At 72.1% G+C, this 19498-nt stretch carries 21 protein-coding genes; 13 read left to right on the top strand and 8 right to left on the bottom strand.

Annotated features, from left to right (window positions below; all coding sequences use genetic code 11):
• Positions 1-47: 47 nt before the first annotated feature.
• Positions 48-1133 carry a winged helix DNA-binding domain-containing protein gene (locus AB0K15_RS04660; protein WP_364045562.1) on the bottom strand — a complete coding sequence of 362 codons (1086 nt, stop codon included), beginning with the start codon at positions 1131-1133 and terminating at the stop codon, positions 48-50.
• Positions 1130-1726: a DinB family protein gene (locus AB0K15_RS04655; RefSeq protein WP_364045560.1), complete on the bottom strand. Its 597-nt coding sequence runs from the start codon at positions 1724-1726 to the stop codon at positions 1130-1132. Before AB0K15_RS04655 ends, AB0K15_RS04660 begins: the two co-directional genes overlap by 4 nt.
• A 1-nt stretch (position 1727) precedes the next feature.
• Between AB0K15_RS04655 and AB0K15_RS04650 the strand changes: the two genes are divergently transcribed.
• Complete coding sequence (locus AB0K15_RS04650; RefSeq protein ID WP_364045558.1) at positions 1728-2696, top strand: WYL domain-containing protein; 969 nt, start codon at positions 1728-1730, stop codon at positions 2694-2696.
• On the opposite strand, the gene AB0K15_RS04645 is transcribed toward AB0K15_RS04650, so the two are convergent.
• Positions 2657-3520 (bottom strand): GH25 family lysozyme, encoded by an 864-nt coding sequence (locus tag AB0K15_RS04645; RefSeq protein WP_364045557.1) that lies wholly within the window; start codon positions 3518-3520, stop codon positions 2657-2659. The two genes, AB0K15_RS04650 and AB0K15_RS04645, sit on opposite strands and share 40 nt — an antisense overlap.
• A gap of 234 nt (positions 3521-3754) precedes the next feature.
• Here AB0K15_RS04645 and AB0K15_RS04640 point away from each other — a divergent pair, with 234 nt between their 5' ends.
• Both AB0K15_RS04640 and AB0K15_RS04635 read left to right on the top strand, forming a co-directional pair.
• The gene (locus AB0K15_RS04640; protein WP_364045555.1) at positions 3755-4642 is read left to right on the top strand and encodes an RNA polymerase sigma-70 factor; all 888 of its coding nucleotides are present in this window, start codon (positions 3755-3757) and stop codon (positions 4640-4642) included.
• Between the two features lie 4 nt (positions 4643-4646).
• Complete coding sequence (locus AB0K15_RS04635) at positions 4647-5120, top strand: DNA topology modulation protein FlaR (protein ID WP_364045553.1); 474 nt, start codon at positions 4647-4649, stop codon at positions 5118-5120.
• Here the strand turns inward: AB0K15_RS04635 and AB0K15_RS04630 are convergent.
• The 3 genes from AB0K15_RS04630 to AB0K15_RS04620 all read right to left on the bottom strand — a co-directional run bounded on the left by AB0K15_RS04630 (position 5105) and on the right by AB0K15_RS04620 (position 8799).
• The gene (locus AB0K15_RS04630; protein ID WP_364045551.1) at positions 5105-7495 is read right to left on the bottom strand and encodes an excinuclease ABC subunit UvrA; all 2391 of its coding nucleotides are present in this window, start codon (positions 7493-7495) and stop codon (positions 5105-5107) included. The two genes, AB0K15_RS04635 and AB0K15_RS04630, sit on opposite strands and share 16 nt — an antisense overlap.
• Before the next feature lie 138 nt (positions 7496-7633).
• Positions 7634-7984: a VOC family protein gene (locus AB0K15_RS04625; protein WP_364045549.1), complete on the bottom strand. Its 351-nt coding sequence runs from the start codon at positions 7982-7984 to the stop codon at positions 7634-7636.
• Between the two features lie 167 nt (positions 7985-8151).
• Entirely contained in the window at positions 8152-8799 is a 648-nt protein-coding gene (locus AB0K15_RS04620) for an FCD domain-containing protein (protein ID WP_364045547.1), read from the bottom strand.
• 142 nt (positions 8800-8941) lie between these two features.
• On the opposite strand from AB0K15_RS04620, the gene AB0K15_RS04615 reads away from it, so the two are divergent.
• Genes AB0K15_RS04615 through AB0K15_RS04605 form a run of 3 tightly spaced genes read left to right on the top strand, consistent with a single transcriptional unit; the run spans position 8942 to position 10662 of the window.
• Entirely contained in the window at positions 8942-9145 is a 204-nt protein-coding gene (locus AB0K15_RS04615) for a hypothetical protein (RefSeq protein ID WP_364045545.1), read from the top strand.
• Positions 9146-9188: 43 nt separating this feature from the next.
• A complete protein-coding gene (locus AB0K15_RS04610; protein ID WP_364045543.1) occupies positions 9189-9848 on the top strand; it encodes a hypothetical protein in 660 nt (219 codons plus the stop codon).
• A 58-nt stretch (positions 9849-9906) separates the two neighbouring features.
• Entirely contained in the window at positions 9907-10662 is a 756-nt protein-coding gene (locus AB0K15_RS04605) for an SDR family oxidoreductase (RefSeq protein ID WP_364045541.1), read from the top strand.
• Here AB0K15_RS04605 and AB0K15_RS04600 read toward each other — a convergent pair.
• Positions 10637-11176 carry a GNAT family N-acetyltransferase gene (locus AB0K15_RS04600; RefSeq protein WP_364045539.1) on the bottom strand — a complete coding sequence of 180 codons (540 nt, stop codon included), beginning with the start codon at positions 11174-11176 and terminating at the stop codon, positions 10637-10639. The genes AB0K15_RS04605 and AB0K15_RS04600 overlap by 26 nt on opposite strands.
• 110 nt (positions 11177-11286) lie before the next feature.
• On the opposite strand from AB0K15_RS04600, the gene AB0K15_RS04595 reads away from it, so the two are divergent.
• The 3 genes from AB0K15_RS04595 to AB0K15_RS04585 are packed head-to-tail and all read left to right on the top strand — an operon-like array spanning position 11287 to position 14120.
• Complete coding sequence (locus AB0K15_RS04595) at positions 11287-11928, top strand: GntR family transcriptional regulator (protein ID WP_364045537.1); 642 nt, start codon at positions 11287-11289, stop codon at positions 11926-11928.
• A 15-nt stretch (positions 11929-11943) separates the two neighbouring features.
• Positions 11944-12846 carry an isocitrate lyase/PEP mutase family protein gene (locus AB0K15_RS04590; RefSeq protein WP_364045535.1) on the top strand — a complete coding sequence of 301 codons (903 nt, stop codon included), beginning with the start codon at positions 11944-11946 and terminating at the stop codon, positions 12844-12846.
• Positions 12843-14120 (top strand): amidohydrolase family protein, encoded by a 1278-nt coding sequence (locus AB0K15_RS04585; protein WP_364045533.1) that lies wholly within the window; start codon positions 12843-12845, stop codon positions 14118-14120. Before AB0K15_RS04590 ends, AB0K15_RS04585 begins: the two co-directional genes overlap by 4 nt.
• Positions 14121-14221: 101 nt before the next feature.
• Here AB0K15_RS04585 and AB0K15_RS04580 read toward each other — a convergent pair whose 3' ends face one another.
• Positions 14222-15844 (bottom strand): AMP-binding protein, encoded by a 1623-nt coding sequence (locus tag AB0K15_RS04580; RefSeq protein ID WP_364045531.1) that lies wholly within the window; start codon positions 15842-15844, stop codon positions 14222-14224.
• A 120-nt stretch (positions 15845-15964) separates the two neighbouring features.
• On the opposite strand from AB0K15_RS04580, the gene AB0K15_RS04575 reads away from it, so the two are divergent.
• From AB0K15_RS04575 to AB0K15_RS04560, 4 genes are all read left to right on the top strand, one after another.
• Complete coding sequence (locus AB0K15_RS04575) at positions 15965-16693, top strand: DsbA family protein (RefSeq protein WP_364045529.1); 729 nt, start codon at positions 15965-15967, stop codon at positions 16691-16693.
• A 118-nt stretch (positions 16694-16811) separates the two neighbouring features.
• Positions 16812-17390: a TetR/AcrR family transcriptional regulator gene (locus AB0K15_RS04570; protein WP_364045527.1), complete on the top strand. Its 579-nt coding sequence runs from the start codon at positions 16812-16814 to the stop codon at positions 17388-17390.
• A 143-nt stretch (positions 17391-17533) separates the two neighbouring features.
• Positions 17534-18712, top strand: a complete 1179-nt coding sequence (locus tag AB0K15_RS04565; protein WP_364045525.1) for a thiolase family protein — start codon at positions 17534-17536, stop codon at positions 18710-18712.
• A gap of 45 nt (positions 18713-18757) precedes the next feature.
• The gene (locus AB0K15_RS04560; protein WP_364045523.1) at positions 18758-19492 is read left to right on the top strand and encodes an SDR family oxidoreductase; all 735 of its coding nucleotides are present in this window, start codon (positions 18758-18760) and stop codon (positions 19490-19492) included.
• The last annotated feature ends 6 nt before the right edge of the window (positions 19493-19498 follow it).

Genomic DNA, 19498 nt, shown 5'->3' with positions numbered 1-19498 from the left:
GCACCGACCTTTGCGGATGTATTTCGGTGCCGGCCGCGCCCGCGCGGTCACCGGCGTTCGACCCGGACGCCGCGGTGCTCACCGTCGGACAGGAACGACGCCACCTCCTCGCCTTCGTCACCGACGGCCGCGCGCTCGGCACGAGTCAGCCGGCGCAACGGCGACACGACGACTGTGCCCTCCTCGACGGTCCACGTCGCCGTGACGCGGCCATCGGCGAGGAGGACGCGGGAGCCCGCGACGGAGAGGTTGCGGTGGGCGTCGTCGACGATGCGGGTGCGGTCGGAGTAGCCGAGGAGCGCGTTGTCGAACGCGGGGAGGAAGCGGATCGGTGCCGGGGTGTCCGGGTCGGGGCGGGGCGCGTCGGGGAGGTCCAGCAGCTCGCGGCCGCGGTCGTCGCGGAAGGACACCAGTTCGTCGCGCACCGAGGCGACGGCGGCGGGCAGCCCGGCGAGGCCGGACCACGCGCGCAGGTCGGCGGTGGCGGCGGGGCCGTAGGCGGCGAGGTAGCGGCGGACCAGCTCGGCGCCCACGACGTCGTCCGGGGGAGCCGGGACGTCGCGGCCCAGCCAGGCGGACAGCGGCAGGTACCGCACGCCCGCCTTCTCCCGCCACACCCCGCGCGGCGGCAGCTGCACCACGGGCACGAGCGCGGCGACCAGCATCTCGCCCAGTGCGCGCGGCCCCGGCGAAGGCCAGCGGTCGGCCACCGCCCGGGCGAGCTCGGGCATGGACCGCGGTTCGCCGTCGGCCAGGACGGCGCGGCCCGCCGCGGCGAGCTCGGTGAGGTCGACGCCGTCGAGCTCGCGCCGGTAGACGCCGAGCACGCGCCGGCGCAGCATCGCGTCGTGGCGGGTGCGCCAGGCCAGCGCGTCGTCGGCGGTGACGAGGTGGACGGTGCGGCGCATCAGATGGGTCCGGACCACCTGCCGCCCGATCAGGAGATCCGAGAGCTCCGCCGGGTCGAACGCCCGCAACCGCGACCACAGGCCCGTGAACGGTTCCTGCGGCTCCTGCGCCTGCAGCCCGCACAGGTGCGCGACGGCGTCGAGCGCGGGCAGGTCGGCGCGCTCCAGCAGCAGCTGGCGGGCGAGCGTCGCGCGGTTGAGCGCGCGGCTGGCCAGCACCGTCACGACGCCTCGAGCGTCTCGCGCAGCAGATCGGCGTGACCCGCGTGCTGCGCGGTCTCCACGATCACGTGCAGCAGGACCCCGCGCACGCTGCGCTCGGCTCCGGCCTCGTGCCACGGCGCCTCCGGCAGCGGGTGCGACGCCGCCAGATCGGGCACGGCGGCGACGATCTCGGCGGTTCGCGCCGCGACCTCGTCGTAGCGCGCCAAGATCGCCGCGAGCGTGTCACCGGGTTGCATGCTGAACTCAGCCTGGTGCTCGATCGCCCACTTCGGGTACTCGCGAGCGGTGCCGGCCGCGAAATCGGCCCACGTCACGCCCTCGGGCAGCTCGTAGCTCATCGTCGACGCGCCGTCGACGGCGAAGCGCAGCCACTGCTCCTCCATCGACGCGACGTGCTTGACCAGCCCGCCGAGGCACAGCTCGCTGACGGTGGGGCGCTCGCCGAGCTGCTCGTCGGTGAGGTCGCGGACACTCGCCTTCAGCGTCTCCCGGGCGCGGGCCAGCTGGGCGAGGAGTTCGGTCTTTTCGGTCATGACGTCATCGTCGCAGGGGTAGCGGACAGGATGTGGCCGCTTCTTCCGCCAAGCTGACACCGTGCCGAAGACTTCCGCCCGCCTCCTGGCGTTGCTCTCGCTGCTGCAGGCGCGCCGCGACTGGCCGGGCGCGGCGCTGGCCGAGCGGCTCGCCGTCAGCCCGCGCACCGTCCGCCGCGACGTCGATCGCCTGCGGGAGCTGGGCTATCCGATCGTCGCAGCCAAAGGCCCCGACGGCGGCTACCGGCTCGACGCCGGCGCGCAGCTGCCGCCGCTGCTGTTCGACGACGAGCAGGCCGTCGCGCTCGCCGTCGCCCTGCAGCTCGCGACCACCGCCGGCGCGGGCATCGAGGAAGCGGCCGCGCGAGCGCTGACGACCGTGCGCCAGGTCATGCCCGCCCGGCTGCGGCACCGGATCGACAGCGTCCACGTGACCGCGCTGGCCCGGCCGGGTCCGCAGGTCGGCGGCGACGTGCTCGCCGCACTGGGCGCCGCCGTCCACGCGAGCGAGGTACTGCGCTTCGACTACCCGCCCGGCCCCGCGCCGCGGCGCGTCGAACCGCACCACCTCGTCGCCCGCGGCGGCCTCTGGTACCTCGTCGCCTGGGATCTCGACCGCGGCGACTGGCGCGTCTTCCGCGCGGACCGCCTCACGCCCCGCACGCCGACCGGTCCGCGGTTCACCCCGCGCGACCTGCCCGGCGGCAGCGTCGCCGCCTTCGTGACCAGCCGGTTCCAGGGCTCCGGCAGTGGCTGGCCCTGCCGCGGCTCGGTGCTGCTCGACCTGCCCGCCGCCGCGGTGTCGCGCTACGCCGGGGACGCCGTCGTCGAGGAGGCCGGCCCGGACCGGTGCCGCCTGGAACTGGGCTCGTGGTCGTGGGTTTCGCTGGCCGCCGCGTTCGGGCGGTTCGACGCGGACCTGGAGGTCGTCGGCCCGCCCGAGCTGGCGGAGGCGTTCGAGGTGCTCGCGCGCCGCTTTGACCGCCGGGGTCACGCCGCCGCGGCGGACGGCCCGCTCGCCAGCGCCTGAACCCGGTTGAACGGCCCGTTGTAGTAGTTCTGGTCGCCCGGCAGGCCGCCCGTGCGGGAGAACTGCCAGATGCTCTGCTTGTCCCAGCCCGCCGGCAGCTCGCCGATCTGCGGGGCGTAGCGCGCGAGCCACAGCGGATCCGTGTCGCCGAAGCGGTTCGTGTTGCCGGTGCAGCGTTTCCACCACGTGGTGGAGGTGTAGATCAGCGCGCTGCGACCTTCTTTCGCCAGGTAGGTGCGGGTGAAATCGGCGATCCAGTTGGTCATGTCGGCCGGGCTTTTGCCGTAGCAGGCGTCGCCGTACGGGTTGTACTCGATGTCGAGCGCACCCGGCAGGGTTGTGCCGTCCCCGCGCCAGGCGCCGCCGTGCGCGATGAAGTACTCCGCCTGCTCCGCACCGCCGGAGACGTCGGGCCGCGCGAAGTGGTAGGCGCCGCGGATGATCCCCGCGGCGTGCGCGCCGTCATACTGCGCGCCGAACTGCGGGTTGACGAACGCCGTGCCCTCCGTCGCCTTGACGTAAGTGAACCGCGCGCCCGACCCGCTGGCCGCCTTCCAGTCCACGGCGCCGGTGTGCCCGCTCACGTCGTGCCCGAGCGTCTGGTCGACGTCGGCCCGGGCCAGGTCAGGACCTCCGTGCACCCCTTCGTGCGCCGCGATCTGCGCCCCCGCGTAGGTGTCCCCGGCGAGTGAGTAGTCGGCACCCGGGGCCGCGGAGGCCGGCGCCGCCGTGAGCAGCCCTCCCGCCGCCACCAGCACTCCGGCGGCGAGGGGCAGTCCCCTCCGCCACCGGCCGCCACGGTCGTTTCCCGGCAGTGTTCGCATTCCGGCTCCGATCCTGTCACTGGCAGGTCCGGTGATCATCGTGCCTCCGGTGTGGACACCTCGCGAGCCTTCTGTCACTCGATCGTGGACTTCTCCACTGTGGACAGACAATCGGCGCGGCAAAGCAGCACCACGTCACGGCCACCGTCGCGGTGCACGAGCACCGGCGGATTCCGGGGCGGGCGTAAGCTGGCCGCGTCAGTCGCAGACGTCGTCGGAAGGGCCGCCGGGGGTATGGAAGACAGCGGAAGCGCCACTCTCGACGACGCGGCCGAGGTCTTCGCGCAGGTGCGCCCGAGGCTGTTCGGCATCGCGTACCGCATGCTCGGCAGCGCGGCCGACGCGGAGGACGTGCTGCAGGAGGTCTGGCTGCGCTGGCAGAAGGCCGACCGTTCGGTGGTCGAGAACCCGGCCGCCTACCTCGCGACCACGGCGACGCGCCTGGCCATCAACGCCACGCGCACCGCGTACGCGCGGCGCGAGACCTACATCGGGCCCTGGCTGCCCGAGCCCGTCGACACGACGGCCGATCCGCAGCTCGGCGCCGAGCGCGCCGCCGCGCTGGAGGTCGCCGTGCTGATGCTGCTGGAGAAGCTCACGCCGACCGAACGCGCCGCATACGTGCTGCGCGAGGCGTTCGACTACCCGTACTCGCAGATCGCCGAGATCATCCAGACCACCGAGGTCACGGCGCGCCAGTACGTGAGCCGCGCCCGCAAGCACCTCGCGGCGCAGAAGCGCAAGCCGGTGAGCGAGGAGGAGCGCAAGAAGCTGCTGACCGCGCTCCTCGCCGCCGCGCAGGCGGGGGACCTGCCGGCGCTGGAGCAGCTCTTCGCCGACGACGTGGTGAGCTACTCCGACGGCGGCGGCGTCGCCCGGGCCGCCCGCTCGGCGATCTTCGGCGCGGGCACGCTCGCGAAGGTCATCCGCGCCTACCAGCCGTTCTTCTGGACGGACGCCGAAATCGTCTTCACCCAGGTCAACGGCGAGCTCGCCGCGGTCCTCAGCCGCGACGGCGCCGTGTACGGCGTCATCAGCTTCACCTCGACCGAAGACGGCATCGACAAGATCCTCTGGATGCTCAACCCCGGCAAGCTCACCGCTGCCCTGCCCGCGGACTGACGGGTTGCGGCGCGTCGTCCTCCTCGGCCGCGGTGGCGCGGGCAAGTCGACGTTCGCCGTGCGGCTCGGTGACGCCCTCGGCCTGCCCGTGGTGGAGCTCGACGCGTTGTTCTGGCCGCCGGACCTCACCCCGATGGAGCCCGAGCGGTGGGCCGAGGTTCAGGCAGAGCGCGCGAGCGAACCGCGCTGGATCCTCGACGGTGACCTCGGCCCGTACGACGTGCTGAGACCCCGCCTCGAAAAGGCCGACACCGTCGTGGTGCTCGACTTCCCGCTCTGGCGCTGCGCGTGGCGAGCGCTGCGCCGCGGGAGGGAGAACCGGGCCTTCTGGCACTGGCTCGTCACCTACCGCCGCCGCGCTCTGCCCGTCGTCGACGCCGCGCTCGCCGAGCACGCGCGCCACGCCGCCGTGTACCGGCTCAGGAACCCCCGCGCTGTCAAAAGGTTCCTGAGCCGCGTGGGTCAGGCACCGACGTAGTCCGCCAGGTGCTCGCCGGTGAGGGTCGCGCGCGTCGCGACGAGGTCGGCCGGCGTGCCCTCGAACACCACGCGCCCGCCGTCGTGGCCGGCGCCGGGGCCGAGGTCGATGATCCAGTCGGCGTGGGCCATCACGGCCTGGTGGTGCTCGATGACGATCACCGACTTGCCGGTCTCGACCAGCCGGTCGAGCAGCCCCAGCAGTTGTTCGACGTCGGCCAGGTGCAGGCCGGCGGTCGGCTCGTCGAGCACGTAGACGCCGCCGTCGGTGCCCATGTTCGTGGCCAGCTTGATCCGCTGGCGCTCGCCGCCCGACAGCGTGGTGAGCGGCTGGCCGAGCGTGAGGTAGCCGAGCCCGACATCGGCCAGGCGCTGGAGGATCTTGTGTGCCGCCGGGAGCTTCGCCTCGCCGTCGCCGAAGAACTCCTCGGCCTCGGCCACCGACATCGTGAGCACCTCGCTGATGTCGCGCCCGCCCAGGTGGTACTCCAGCACCTCGGCCTGGAACCGCTTGCCCTCGCACACCTCGCACGGTGTGGCCACACCGGCCATCATCGCGAGGTCGGTGTAGACGACGCCCGCGCCGTTGCAGTTCGGGCAGGCGCCCTCGGAGTTGGCGCTGAACAGGGCCGGCTTCACGCCGTTGGCCTTCGCGAAAGCCTTGCGGATCGGCTCCAGCAGGCCGGTGTAGGTGGCCGGGTTGCTCCGCCGCGACCCGCGGATCGCGCCCTGGTCCACGGTCACCACGTCGTCGCCGCCGGAGACCGAGCCGTGGATGAGCGAGCTCTTGCCCGAACCAGCCACACCGGTGACGACCACGAGCACGCCGAGGGGGATGTCGACGTCCACGTCCTGAAGGTTGTGCGTGCTCGCGCCGCGCACCTCGAGCACGCCCGCCGGCGTCCGCACCGACGGCTTGAGCTTGGCCCGGTCGTCGAGGTGCCGCCCGGTGCGGGTGCCGGACTTGCGCAGGCCTTCGACGCTGCCCTCGTACACGACCTCGCCGCCGCCGCTGCCCGCGTCGGGGCCGAGGTCGACGACGTGGTCGCCGATCGCGATCGTCTCCGGCTTGTGCTCCACGACGAGCACCGTGTTGCCCTTGTCCCGCAGCTGCCGCAGCAAGCCGTTCATGCGCTGGATGTCGTGCGGGTGCAGGCCGATGCTCGGCTCGTCGAACACGTAGGTCACGTCGGTCAGCGACGACCCGAGGTGGCGGATCATCTTGGTGCGCTGCGCCTCGCCACCCGAGAGCGTGCCCGACGGCCGGTCGAGCGAGAGGTAGCCGAGCCCGATCTCGACGAACGAGTCGAGCGTGTGCCGCAGCGACGTCAGCAGGGGAGCGACCGAGGGTTCCTTCAGCCCGCTCACCCACTCCGCGAGATCGCTGATCTGCATCGCGCACGCGTCGGCGATCGACAGCTTGCCGATCTTCGACGAACGCGCCTCCGCCGACAGGCGCGTGCCTTCGCACTCCGGGCACGTGGTGAAGGTGACCGCCCGCTCCACGAACGCGCGGATGTGCGGCTGCATCGCGTCGACGTCCTTGGACAGGAACGACTTCTGGATCGCGGGCACGAGGCCCGAGTAGGTGAGGTTGATGCCCTCGACCTTGATCTTCGTCGGTTCCTTGTACACCAGGTCGTTCAGCTGTTTTTTCGTGAACTTCTTGATCGGCTTGTCCGGGTCGAAGAAGCCGCTGCCGCGGAAGATGCGGCCGTACCAGCCCTCCATGCTGTAGCCGGGGATGGTGATGGCGCCTTCGTTGAGCGACTTGTCCTCGTCGTAGAGCGCGGTGAGGTCGATGTCGTTGACCTTGCCGCGGCCCTCGCAACGCGGGCACATGCCGCCGGTGATGCTGAAGCTGCGGCGCTCCTTCACCGTCCGCCCGGCGCGTTCGAAAGTCACCGCGCCGCCGCCGCTGATCGACGCGACGTTGAAGGAGAACGCTTGCGGGGAACCGATGTGCGGCGCGCCGAGACGGCTGAAGAGGATCCGCAGCATCGCGTTGGCGTCGGTCGCGGTGCCCACAGTGGACCGCGGGTCGGCGCCCATCCGCTCCTGGTCCACGATGATCGCCGTGGTGAGGCCTTCGAGCACGTCGACGTCGGGCCGGGCGAGCGTGGGCATGAAGCCCTGCACGAACGCGCTGTAGGTTTCGTTGATCAGCCGCTGCGACTCCGCCGCGATCGTGCCGAAGACCAGCGAGCTCTTGCCCGAGCCGGACACGCCGGTGAACACCGTCAGGCGGCGTTTCGGGAGCTCGACGCTGACGTCCTTGAGGTTGTTCACCCGCGCGCCGTGCACGCGGATCACGTCGTGGCTGTCGGCGCCCTGCGGCGCGGACGAGGGCCGGGCCTTCGCCGTGGCCTTGGTCATCGGGTCTCCCTCTGCTGGGACGGGGGCCGCGCGTGCGGCGTCGACGGGGTCGGTGGAGCGGCTGGCGTCGATTCAACCAGTTCGGCGGGCGTGCTCGTGGCCGATCGGGCCACCGCGCACCCGGAGCGGGCGGTGGCCTCAGCGGTCCTGGAGCAGGCCCAGTACGGTGCCGTCCGGGTCGGTGACGGTGGCGACGAGCCGCCCGCCGCCGACGTTCTTCGGCTCCTCCCGCACCACGGCGCCCGCCGCGGTCACCTCGGCCAGCTTCGCCTCGATGTCGTCGACGTGCCAGTAGGCCACCGGCGACGGCGAGGCCTGCGGGCCGCCGTTCGGCACGAGTCCGATGTGCTGGCCGGCGGTGTCGAAGCCGACGTAGTACTCGCTGTCGGCCTGCGGCGCGATCCCGAGCAGCGCGGTGTAGACCTCCTTGGCCTTGCTCAGGTCGGAGACGGAGTGCAGCACGGTCTTGACGCCTTGCGTGGGGGACATGGTGGCTCCTGGGTTCGTGGGCTCGAGCGGTTCGAGTGCGTGTCTCCGACGCTATCCGCGGCGGTCGCGGCGGCGCTTCTCGATTCCTGCTCGGTTCGCCCGCGACGGAGGGTCCTCGGGTGCGGACGGTGTGTGGACCGGCCTGGACCGGCCACAGTGGACGCTCGTCAGAGGCCCTTCACGAGCACTTCGTGCGTCGCCTCGAGGTGGGCGGCGAGACGGTCGGCCGCGAGGTCGGCGTCGCGGGCGAGCACGGCGTCGAGCAGGCCGTGGTGCTCGGCGTCGACGTCGCGCTCGCCGTCCGGCTCCGCGACGGACCAGCGGCGGTAGAGCTCGCCCTTGTCGCGCAGCCGGTACGCCATCGCGAGGATGCGCTGGTTGCGGCAGCCTTCGAGCAGCGCGGTGTGGAACGCGCCGTGGGCCTTGCCCGCGGCCACCGAGGTCCGCGCGTCGCCCGCGCGCGGGGTGACGAGCAGCAGGTGGTGGGCGCCGACCACGCGCGCCTCCCACGCCGTGTCGCCGTCGCGCACCGAATGTTTCAGCGCGAGCGTCTCGATCTCCAGCCGGGCGTCGGTGAGGTCCCGCAGGTCCGCCTCCGACAGCGCCGCGACGCGGAAGCCCTGCATCGGCCGCTCCTGCACCAGGTCGCGCTCGGCGAGGCGCAACAGGCTCTCGCGTGCGACGCCGACGCTGCACTCGAAGCGTGTGCACAGCTCCGCCGTGCGCAGCGGCGAGCCCGGTTCGCGCGCGCCGGAGAGGATCTCCTCGCGCAAGCCGAGGTACACGCGCTCGTTGCGGGTCTCCTTGTCGGGCACGTGCTCATCCTACGAATGTTCGAGCCTGATGCCGGGGTCGCCGCGGTCGTCCGTTCAGGTCATTATTCGAGTATTAACAAGATATTCGAATATCTGGCGTAGGCTTGATCTTGACGGATCACGAGGAAGGAACGGATCACCCATGACCGCCCAGGCCGGCTCCCGGACCTACGACTTCGACGCGAACGTGGCGGGCCCGGTGCTCGGCATCCCGCCGCTGAGCGTGCCGACGTTCGACGCGCCGGAGCTCACCCCGCTGCGCAAGCCACTGGCCGGCGCGACCGTCGGGCTGCTCGTCACGTGGCGCCTACTACCCGGACCAGAAGCGGCTGGAGCAGCGCAGTGACCTGTCCTACCGCCTGCTGCCGCGCGAGCGGGACCTGTCCGAGGTGCTGTTCGCGCACAGGACGCCGATCCGCGCGTTCGCGCCGGCCGACGCCAACGTCGCCTACCCGCGCGACACGATGCTCGACCTCGAGCGCGCCGGGGTGATCGGCCGCTACGCCGACCACGCCGTGTCCCTCGTCGGCTCGATCTCGCAGTACGACGAGCTCGCCACGGAGACCGCGCCGCGGATCGTCGACGAGTTCACCGCGATGGGGGCGGACCTCGTGCTGGTCGTGCCGTTCTGCCCGCAGTGCCACGTCGCCGGCGGGGTCCTGGCGCGTGCGCTCGAACGTCGTGGCCTGCCGACCACCAGCCTCACGACGCTGCACCGCGCGGCTTCGGCCGTCAAAGCCCCGCGCGCGACGTTCCTCGACTTCCCGCTCGGCTGCCCGTGCGGGCGGCCCCGGGAGGCCGGGCGGCAACGCGCCATCGTCCGCGCCGCGCTGGAGACGGGCGCCGCCGTCGACCCGGCCGACGAAGGGTCGCTGCGCCGCCTGCCGTTCGAGTGGGCGGCCGACGGCAGCCGGGACTGGGAAGCGCTGGTGACCGATCTGTACCGCGTCGACAACGAGATCCGGGGCAGCGTGCGGGCGAACCTCGACGCGCACGTCATGACGCTCGGAGGGCAGGAGAAGGAGTTCACGATCCGCTGCGCCTGCTGAGACCTGCGCCCGCGGCCGGCTTGACCTGGAGCGCGCACCAGCTCCTAGCGTCGGGGCGATGGAGACGAAGGTGCTCGTGACGGGTGCGACCGGCGGCCTCGGCCTGGCCATGGCGACCGCGCTCGCCGCGGCCGGGGCGCGCGTCGCGGTGAGTGGACGGTCGGGGGAGCGGGCGCGCGAGGTCGCCGCCGGGCTGCCCGGGGCGTTCGGGGTCGAGCTGGACGTGCGCGACGAGACGTCGGTGGCGCGTGCGGTCGAGGAGGCGTGGGCCCGGCTCGGCGGGATCGACCTGCTGGTGAACAACGCCGGGCTCGGCATGTGCACGGTCAACCCGCGGTTCATGACCGAGCCGCGTGGGTTCTGGGAAGTCCCGGTCGAGGGGTTCCGCCAGGTGGTGGAGACGAATCTGACGGGCTACTTCCTCGTGGCGCGCGAGGTCACGCCGCGGATGCTGGCCGCGGGTGGCGGCCGGATCGTGAACATCGCGGTGAGCGAGGCGACCATGCGGCGGGCCGGGTTCGTGCCCTACGGCCCGTCGCGCGCGGGCAGCGAGTCGCTGTCGCGGGTGATGGCGGCGGACCTGCGTGGCACCGGCGTCACGGTGAACCTGCTGCTGCCCGGCGGCGCGACCGTCACCGGGATGCTGCCGGACGCGCCCACCGGCCACCGCTTCCTGGAGCCGGAGGTGATGGGGCCGCCCATCGTGTGGCTGGCCTCGCCCGAGGCGGCCGGGGTGCACGACGAGCGCATTGTCGCCGCCGAGTTCGAGCAGTGGCTGCGCGAGCGCGTCAGGCGCGGAACTGCGCCGGAGTGAACGAGAAGACCGCGTACTCGCGGCCCGCGTGCGTGAAGTCGCCGATGTGGTTCATGCCGAGGTGCGTGTGGACGGCCAGCGACTTCTCGTTGGCGCGCTCGACGAACAGCACGCCCGCGGTGCGGTCGGCGAGGTGCTCGGCCACGGCGGCGAGCAGCAGCCGCACCACGCCCTGGCCGCGGTGGGCCGGCGCGACCGTGACGGGGCCGTAGAGGAACACCCCCTCGGCCAGGCCCGCGGCGCGTGCGACCTCGACGGTGCGCCCGGGCGGGCCGTCGACGGCCGACTCCGCCGGTGACGTCAGCGCGACCCCGGCCGGTTCGCCGTCGTCGACGGCGAGGTAGACGCCGGTGGTGGTCTCGAACCGGGCGAGCTTGCCGGCGTCGAAGCTGCCCTGCACGAAGCCCTGCGCCGCGCGTTCCGCCGGGGGCAGGTCGAGCCCGCGGGCGCCGTCGAGCAGCGCGAGGATCGCCGGGCGATCGGCGGGTCCGGACTTGCGCACCAAGATCGTCACGACCTCACCCTAACGAGCGTGACCAGAGACACGCGACAATTGTGTCGCTCGCATTGTTGACAATCCAGGCGACACGTTCGTACCCTGGGTGGCAGCACGAAGGGACGGCCATGAAGAGCGAAGAGGTCGAGCTGCACCTGCGGGAGCGGCTGTTGCGCGGGGACTTCACGCCGGGCAGCCGGCTGCCGGAGGTTAAGCTGGCCGCCGAGCTCGGCACCACCCGCAACGCCGTCCGGTCGGCCTTGCTGGCACTCGAGTCGCGCAAGCTGGTGGAGCGGATCCCCAACGTCGGCACGGTCGTGGCGAAGGTCGACTTCGACCGGCTGGAAGAGATCTACGACGTCCTGGAAGTGCTCGAAGGTCTCGCCGCGCGGCTCGCGGCACAGCACGGCGAGCCGCGGGACTGGACGGCGCTACAAGAGCTCTTCGCGCCGGGCCGGCTCGACGACGCCGCCGCGAGCGGTGATCTCGAGACGTTCCTCGCGGCCATCGACACCTACCGCGACACCGTGATCCGCTTGGCGGACCAGGATTTCCTCGCCGAGACCCTCGCCGGCATCCAGGACCAGGCGCACCTGCTGCGGCGCCGGATCCTGATGACCCCGGGCCGGATGGAGGAGAGCCTCGCCGAGCACCGCGACATCATCGAAGCCCTCGTGCGCGGTGACGCCGGCCGGGCCGAGGAGCTCAAGCGCCACAACATGAAAACCGCCCGCAAGCGGTTGCGCCGCTACCGCGATTTCCTCGTCTGAGGAGAAGGAAGCCCGATGCCGAACACACCGCACGAGCGCAGGAAAGCGTTCAAAGCCCTCCTCGCCGGAACCGGGCCGCTGGTGCTGCCCGGAGCGTACGACGCGTTCAGTGCCCGCCTGGTCGAAAAGGCCGGGTACCCCGCGACCTACCTGGGCAGTTTCGCCGCCGCCGCGTCGGGCTTCGGGCTGCCGGACGTCGGTCTCCTGACGCTGAACGAGATCGCCGAGCAGGCGCGCCGCGTCGTCGACGCCGTGGGCATCCCCGTGCTCGCCGACGCGGAGAACGGCTTCTACGACGCCCCGAACGTCTGGCGCGCCGTGAAGGTCTTCGAAGACGCGGGGGTTGCCGGCGTGCACATCGAGGACAACCTGGGTGGCAAGCACACGTCGATGCCCGCCGGGCTGCTTTCGGTGGAGCAGATGGCGAACAAGGTGCGCGCGGCGGTCGACGCCCGCACCGACCCCGACTTCCTCGTGATCGCCCGCTCCGACGCGGCGTGGGTCGAGCACGACCTCGAAGATTGCGTCCGCCGGCTCGAGGCCTACGCCGCGGCCGGTGCGGACCTGGTGTTCGCGCCCGCCGTCCCGGCGACCGACCTCGCGCGCGTGCGAGACCGGATCCCGGTGCCGGTCATGGTGCCCGGGGACCTGCTCGACGTGCCGGGCTCGGACGAGCCGTCGAGCACGATCGCGCAGTACGGCGAGGCCGGTGCCGACGTGGTTCTGCTGTGGTACACGGTGATCGGGGCCGCGTCGAAGAACGTCACGGCGGTGCTCGACGCGCTGCGGGAAGGCGAAGACGTGGCCGCGGTGAAGCACCTCGTCACCGAGCAGCACGCGTTCGAGGCCGCCATGGGTTACGACGAGTACGAAAAGCGCAGTGCGCGGTACGCGAGCGGACAGGCGGCGCCGGCGTGAGCGACGAGACCGTCTACACGGGAGCGCGCCTGATCACCGGCGAGCAGGTGCTCGACGACGCGGCGCTGGTCGTTCGCGACGGCGTGATCCGGCAGGTCGCCGCGGCGGCGGACCTCGTGGCGGAAGGCACCGTGGTTTCCCTGCGGGGCAAGACGGTGATCCCCGCGATCGTCAACCCCCACGGCCACATCGGGTACATGCGCGGCACCACGTCGGACGCGAGCTTCTACTCGCGCGCCAACGTCGTCGACCACCTGCACCGGCTGGCGTACTACGGCGTCAGCACGTTCCAGTCGCTCGGCACCGACCGCGACGACACCGAGCTCGCCGTCCGCGACGACCAACGGGCCGGCACGCTCGGCGAGCGTGACGTCGCGCAGCTGTTCACGGCCGGTGCCGGGATCGTCGCGCCGACGCCGGGTGACACCAACGGCGGGCCGTTCTTCGCCGCCGACGCCGTGTACGAGGCGACCGGTCCCGACGAGGTACGCGCGTTCGTGCGCGGGCTGGCCGCGAAGCGGGTCGACGCCGTGAAGTTCTGGCTCGACAGCCGCCACGGCACCAAGGAGAAGCTCGGCCCGGACATCTACGAGGCCGTGATCGACGAGGCGCACGCCCACGGCCTCACGGTCGCCGCGCACATCTACACGCTCGACGAGGCGAAGGCCGTCGTCCGCGCGGGCGCGGACATCATCGCGCACCTGCCGCGCACCGGAACCGACGACGAGCTCATCACGCTGCTGAAGGACCACAACGTCGCGGTGTTCACCTCGATGGCCATCCAGCGCCCGCCGGGCGAGGACTGGCTGGCCGAGCCCGCGTTCGCGGACATCCTCCCGCGCGACGCGGTGGCGAGCCTGCGCGCGACGATCCGCGAGAAGGCGCCGGAACCGCTGTTCGACACCGGCGAGGCCTACCGCGGCATGGAGAAAACGCTCGTGGCGCTGGCGGACGCGGGAGTGCGGCTGGTGTTCTCCGCCGACACGGGCCTGCTCGCGCAGATCATCGGCTTCGCCGAGCACCGTGAGCTGGAGGCCCTCGTGGCGGCCGGGTTGTCGCCGCTGGCGGCGCTGCGGCTGGCCACGGAGGTGTCGGCCGAGCTGCTGGGGCTGGCCGACCGCGGTGCGCTCACGGTGGGCAAGCGGGCGGACTTCGTCGTCCTGGACGAGGACCCGCTGCGGGACATCACGGCGACCCGCCGCATCGCCGACGTGTACCTCGAAGGCGTTCGCGTCGACCGGGAAGGGCTGCGCAAGGGCTGGCAGACCGCCTGAGCCGAGCCGTACGCGGTAGGCCGGTGCCCCGACGGGCACCGGCCTACCGCCGTGGATTGTCTTGTGTGGACGGCGTGGCCCCGGCCCGCCGTCCACTGTGGTCAGCCGCCGACCTTGCGGTCGCTGCCCGCCCAGTACCGGTCTCGCAGGCGGCGCCGCATGATCTTGCCCGAACCGGTCTTGGGCAGCTCGTCGACGAACTCGACCGAGCGCGGCTTCTTGTAACCGGCCAGGTGTTCCGCGCACACGGCGATCACCTCGTCGGCCGTCACGGTGAACCCGCCGCGCACCACCACGATCGCCTTCAGCGCCTCGCCCCACGTCTCGTCGGGCACGCCGACCACGGCGACCTCCGCGACCCCCGCGACCGTCGACACGACGTTCTCGATCTCCGTCGGGTAGACGTTGAACCCGCCGGTGACGACCATGTCCTTCTTGCGGTCGACCAGGTACAGGTATCCCTCGTCGTCGAACCGGCCGAGGTCGCCGGTGCCGGCCCAGCCGTCCGGTCCGAGGATCGCGGCCGTCGCGTCGGGCAGGTGCCAATAGCCCATCATCGTCTGATCGCCGCGCACGGTGATCTCGCCGATCTCACCGGGCCCGACCTCGGCGCCGGTGTCGTCGACGAGCTTGACCTCCACGAACGGGCTGACCCGGCCCGCCGACGCCAGCCGCGCCGGGATGCCGGCCCCCGGGTCGAACGCGTGGTCGCGCGCCGAAAGGCACGCGATCGGGATCGGCAGCTCGCTCAGCCCGTAGAACTGCACGAACACGTCGCCGAACACCGCGCGGGCGCGGGCGAGCCGGTCGGGGGCGATCGGCGAACCGGCGTACACCACGGTGTGCAGCGACGAGCGGTCGCCGGACCGCTGCTCCGCGGCGAGGACGAGCAGGTTCAGCATCGTCGGCACCATCGGGAGGATCGTCACGCGGTGGGATTCGATCAGGTCCAGCACCACCGCGGGGTCGAACTTGGCGCACGTGAGGTGGGTGGCGCCGCGCACGAAGTACGCCGGCGCCACGTATCCGCTCAGGTGGCTCAGCGGCGCGACGTGCAGCACGAGGTCGTCGTCGGCTGCCGGGGGCAGTTCGAGGAGTTCGTTGCGCACCATGGCCGCCCAGGCGGCGTGGCTGAGCGTGGCGCCCTTGGGCAGGCCGGTCGTGCCGCTCGTGTAGAGGATCGCGGCGGGGTCGCCGGCGTCGGGCTGCACCGGTCGCGCGGGTTCGGCCGCGCGCAGCTCGTCCAGCGTCGTGTCGCCCGGGCCGCCGGCGACCGTGACGACGAATCGGAGGTGGGGGAGCTCCGCGCGGATCCCGGCCAGCTGCTCGGCCCACGCGGCGTCGGCGAACACCACCGCCGCGGCACAGTCGTTGAGGATGTGGACGACTTCGCGCACGTGCAGGCGAGTGCTCAGCGCGGTGCGCACGAGCCCGCTCGCGAACAGCGCGTGTTCGGATTCGAAGAACTCGAGCCCGTTCGCCACCAGCAGCACGCCACGGTCACCCCGGCGCAAACCCAGCGCGGTGAGCCCGCCGACGACGCGGTGTACCCGGTCGCCGAGCTCGCGGTAGGTGAGCGCGGTGTCGCCGTCGCGTACGGCGATGCGCGAACCGAACTGGCGGTAGGCCCGCTCGTGGAGCTCCGCGATCGTGACCCGCGCGCAGACCGGCCGGCGCACCAGGCCGTCTTCGCCGGGGGCTGCCGTGGCTGTCCCGTCGAGCATCGTCGCCCAACCTCCTTCGCCGAACCGGCCGTTGGACCGATCGGTCTGAGCACTTCTCCTGGTTGGCGATTATGCTTGTACCGATCGGTATAAACAAGGGTCGTTGGGTACGCTCACCTCATGAGCGAGCCTGATCTGCACTTCTACTTCGACCCCGTCTGCCCCTTCGCCTGGATGACGAGCAAGTGGGTGCGCACCGTCGCGCGGCTCAAGCAGTACGACGTCGAGTGGCGGTTCATCTCGTTGCGCCTGCTGAATTCGCACATCGACTACTCGGCGCACTTCCCGCCGGAGTACGAGGAGTCGCACACGTCGGGCCTGAAGCTGCTGCGCGTGGCCGCTCGGATCCGCCGGGACCACGGACCCGAGCCGATCGGCGCGTTCTACGAGAAGCTGGGGCAGGAGACGTTCGAGCAGGACGCCGTCCCCGGTGGCACGGCCGCGGCGGTGTACCGCGGCGTGCGTGACCTCGCGACCACGGCGCTCGACGCCTGCGGCCTCCCGCACGAGTACGCCGACGCGCTCGAGGACGACACCTGGGACGCCGTGATCCAGGCGGAGACCGACGTGGCCCTGACCTTGACGGGCAAGGACGTCGGCACGCCGATCCTGCACTTCGAGCCGCCGCGCGGAACCGCGTTGTTCGGCCCGGTGATCAGCCGGCTGCCCGGCGACGAGGAAGCGGTCGAGCTGTGGGACCACGTCGTGGCGCTGTCGCGCTTCCCGGGTTTCGCCGAGCTCAAGCGCAGCCTGCGCGAGCGGCCGCAGCTGCCGGCGTTCGGCGTCAGCGCGGGCGAAGCCGGCAAGCAGGAAGACTGGCACGGCGGGAGCCGTCGGCAGAAGAAGTGAGGCTCCGGCCGCCCGGCCGTTCGACGTGCGGGGACCTCGCCCTCGAGCCGGGGCGGGGTCCCCGGCGGATATCCTTGGAACGTTCGGTCCACGAGCGGTGAAGGCGGGCGTCGGCGAGATGACGGTGACGGGATTCGAGGCGAACCGGGCGCGCGTGATCGGCATCGCGGCCGAGCTGTTCGCGCGCAACGGCTACCACGGCACCGGGATCGCCGAGCTCGGCACGGCCGCCGGCCTCGGGCGGGGTGCGCTGTACCACTACATCGGCAGCAAGGAGGCCGTGCTCTACGCGATCAGCAAAGAGCAGGTCGACTCCATGAACGCCTACGCCGAGCAGCTGCTCGACGAGGACCTGGACGCCGAGGAGCTGGTGCGGCGCATGGCTCGCGGGCTGCTGCGCAACATCGCCGAGCACCGCGCGGAGTGGGCCGTGTTCTTCCGCGAGTACACGGCGCTGACCGGTGAGTGGCGCGACCACGTGATCACCGCGCGCGAGCGCTACGAGGGCTACTGGCGCCAGGCGCTGGACAACGGCGTACGCGCCAAGGTGCTGCGCCAGACCCCGCGCCTGCTCGTGAAGGGCATCCTCGGCATGCTCAACTACACCTACCTCTGGTACGAGCCCGGCGGCGAGCTGACGCCCGACGAGGTCGCCGACCTGTTCCTCGATGCGCTGATCGAGGGCATTCGCGCCTGATCCCTGGCGTGCCCGGGCTGCCGTCGGCTCGCGTTTCCCGCTCGAATTCCGGTCGCGGGCCGTCGTGTGCCAAAATCCTTGTACCGACCGGTCCATACAGGTATCGTCCTCGGTAATTCCAGCGCCGGAGACCGGGAGGACCCATGACTTCATCACGCGACGCGGTGGTCGTCGACGTGCTGCGCACCCCCGTCGGCAAGGGGAAGCCGGGTGGCGCGCTCTCGCACGTCCACCCCGTGCACCTGCTGGCCGACGTCCTCGCCGGCCTCGTCGCGCGCAACGACCTGGACCCCGCGCTCGTCGACGACGTGATCGGCGGCTGCGTGACCAAGACGGGGGAGCAGGCCGTGAACCCGGCCCGCAGCGCCGTGCTCGCCGCCGGGTTCCCTCAGTCGGTGCCCGCGACGACGGTCGACCGGCAGTGCGGCTCGAGCCAGCAGGCCGTGCACTTCGCCGCGCACGCGATCCAGGCCGGCGCGGCCGACGTCGTGATCGCCTGCGGGGTGGAGTCGATGTCACGCGTGCCCATGCACTCCGACACCCAGGGCGCCGACCACCTCGGCGCGCGCGTGGCCGAGCGGTTCCCCGGCGGGCTTGTCGGCCAGGGGATCTCCGCCGAGCTGATCTGCGCGCGGTGGGGGCTGAGCCGCGCCGAGCTCGACGCCTTCTCCGCGGAATCCCACCGGCGGGCGGCCGAGTCACAGCCGCGCTTCGCGGCCGACCTGGTCACGGTCGCCGAGGCCCCGGAGCTCACGGTCGACGAGACCGTCCGCCCGTCGACCACAGTGGACGGTCTCGCCGGTCTCCGGCCGTCTTTCGTGGCCGAAGCCGCCGCGAGCCGCTTTCCCGAGCTCGGCTGGAAGATCACGCCGGGCAACTCGTCGCCGCTGTCCGACGGTGCGGCCGGCGTCCTGCTGATGAGTGCGGCGAAGGCCGCGGCGCTGGGGCTGTCGCCGCGGGCCCGGATCCACACGACGGCCGTGGTCGGCGACGACCCGATCCTCATGCTCATGGGTGTCGTGCCCGCCACGCACGCCGTGCTCGCGCGGGCCGGGCTGACCGCCGACGACATCGACCTGTTCGAGGTCAACGAGGCGTTCGCACCGGTGCCGCTGGCCTGGCAGCGCGAGATCAAGGTGGAGCCCGAGCGGCTCAACGTCCACGGGGGAGCGATCGCGCTCGGCCACCCGCTCGGCGCGAGCGGCGCCCGGATCCTGGCCACGCTCGTCGGCGCGCTCGAACACCGCGGCGCCCGGTTCGGGCTGCAGACGATGTGCGAATGGGGCGGTATGGCCAACGCCACGATCGTCGAGCGGCTCTGACCTTCGTCACAATTATCCGTACAGACCGATCGGTACAATCATTTCATGAACGCAGAAGACGTCAGGGTCGCGCTGGTCACCGGCGCTTCGCGAGGGATCGGCGAGGGCATCGCTCGGCACCTGCTCGACCGGGGGCTGCGGGTCGCCGGCACGTACCGCTCCGGCGGGGACCGCGTCGGGAAGCTGGCCGCGGACGCGCCCGGGCGGGTGCTGCCGGTGGCGTTCGACCTCGCCGCGCCCGACACGGCCGAAGCTCTCGTCGCGCAGGTCGCCCGGCATTGGGGCCGGCTCGACTCGCTCGTGCTCAACGCCGCGGTGTGGCAGGGCGGCAAGCTCGCCCGCGTCGACCCCGGCGACTGGTGGCGCGTGATCGAGGCGAACCTGCGCAGCACGGCCGCGCTGGTGCGCGCGGCGATCCCGTGGCTGGCCGAGGGTGTGAAGCCCAGCGTCGTGCTCGTCGGGTCCGCCGTCGGAACGGTCGGCTTCCCCGGCGACACCGCGTACGCGAGCGTGAAGGCCGCGGCGGTGGGCTTCGCCCGGTCGCTCGCGAAAGAGCTCGCGCCGCAAGGGGTGCGGGTGAACGTGCTGGCGCCCGGGTTCGTCGAGACCGACATGACCGCCGCGATCCCCGCCGGGGCGCGGCAGAAGATCGCCGACGCCACCGTGCTCGGGCGGTTCGGCACCGTCGAGGAGATCGCCCGCGCCGCGGTGTTCCTCGCCGAGGACGCCACGTTCTGCACGGGCGCGGTACTCGCCGCCGACGGCGGCTGGACGCTGTGAAACCAA

Source organism: Amycolatopsis sp. NPDC049253 (assembly GCF_040678995.1).
In the GTDB taxonomy this organism is placed as follows: Bacteria; Actinomycetota; Actinomycetes; order Mycobacteriales; family Pseudonocardiaceae; genus Amycolatopsis.
This window is presented reverse-complemented; position numbering and strand designations above follow the sequence as displayed.

Coding starts and splice junctions, on each gene's coding strand:
- AB0K15_RS04645 (WP_364045557.1), bottom strand. CDS start 3,520: ATGCGAACACTGCCGGGAAACGACCGTGGCGGCCGGTGGCGGAGGGGA.
- AB0K15_RS04640 (WP_364045555.1), top strand. CDS start 3,755: ATGGAAGACAGCGGAAGCGCCACTCTCGACGACGCGGCCGAGGTCTTC.
- AB0K15_RS04630 (WP_364045551.1), bottom strand. CDS start 7,495: ATGACCAAGGCCACGGCGAAGGCCCGGCCCTCGTCCGCGCCGCAGGGC.
- AB0K15_RS04625 (WP_364045549.1), bottom strand. CDS start 7,984: ATGTCCCCCACGCAAGGCGTCAAGACCGTGCTGCACTCCGTCTCCGAC.
- AB0K15_RS04615 (WP_364045545.1), top strand. CDS start 8,942: ATGACCGCCCAGGCCGGCTCCCGGACCTACGACTTCGACGCGAACGTG.
- AB0K15_RS04605 (WP_364045541.1), top strand. CDS start 9,907: ATGGAGACGAAGGTGCTCGTGACGGGTGCGACCGGCGGCCTCGGCCTG.
- AB0K15_RS04595 (WP_364045537.1), top strand. CDS start 11,287: ATGAAGAGCGAAGAGGTCGAGCTGCACCTGCGGGAGCGGCTGTTGCGC.
- AB0K15_RS04590 (WP_364045535.1), top strand. CDS start 11,944: ATGCCGAACACACCGCACGAGCGCAGGAAAGCGTTCAAAGCCCTCCTC.
- AB0K15_RS04580 (WP_364045531.1), bottom strand. CDS start 15,844: ATGCTCGACGGGACAGCCACGGCAGCCCCCGGCGAAGACGGCCTGGTG.
- AB0K15_RS04575 (WP_364045529.1), top strand. CDS start 15,965: ATGAGCGAGCCTGATCTGCACTTCTACTTCGACCCCGTCTGCCCCTTC.
- AB0K15_RS04570 (WP_364045527.1), top strand. CDS start 16,812: ATGACGGTGACGGGATTCGAGGCGAACCGGGCGCGCGTGATCGGCATC.
- AB0K15_RS04565 (WP_364045525.1), top strand. CDS start 17,534: ATGACTTCATCACGCGACGCGGTGGTCGTCGACGTGCTGCGCACCCCC.
- AB0K15_RS04560 (WP_364045523.1), top strand. CDS start 18,758: ATGAACGCAGAAGACGTCAGGGTCGCGCTGGTCACCGGCGCTTCGCGA.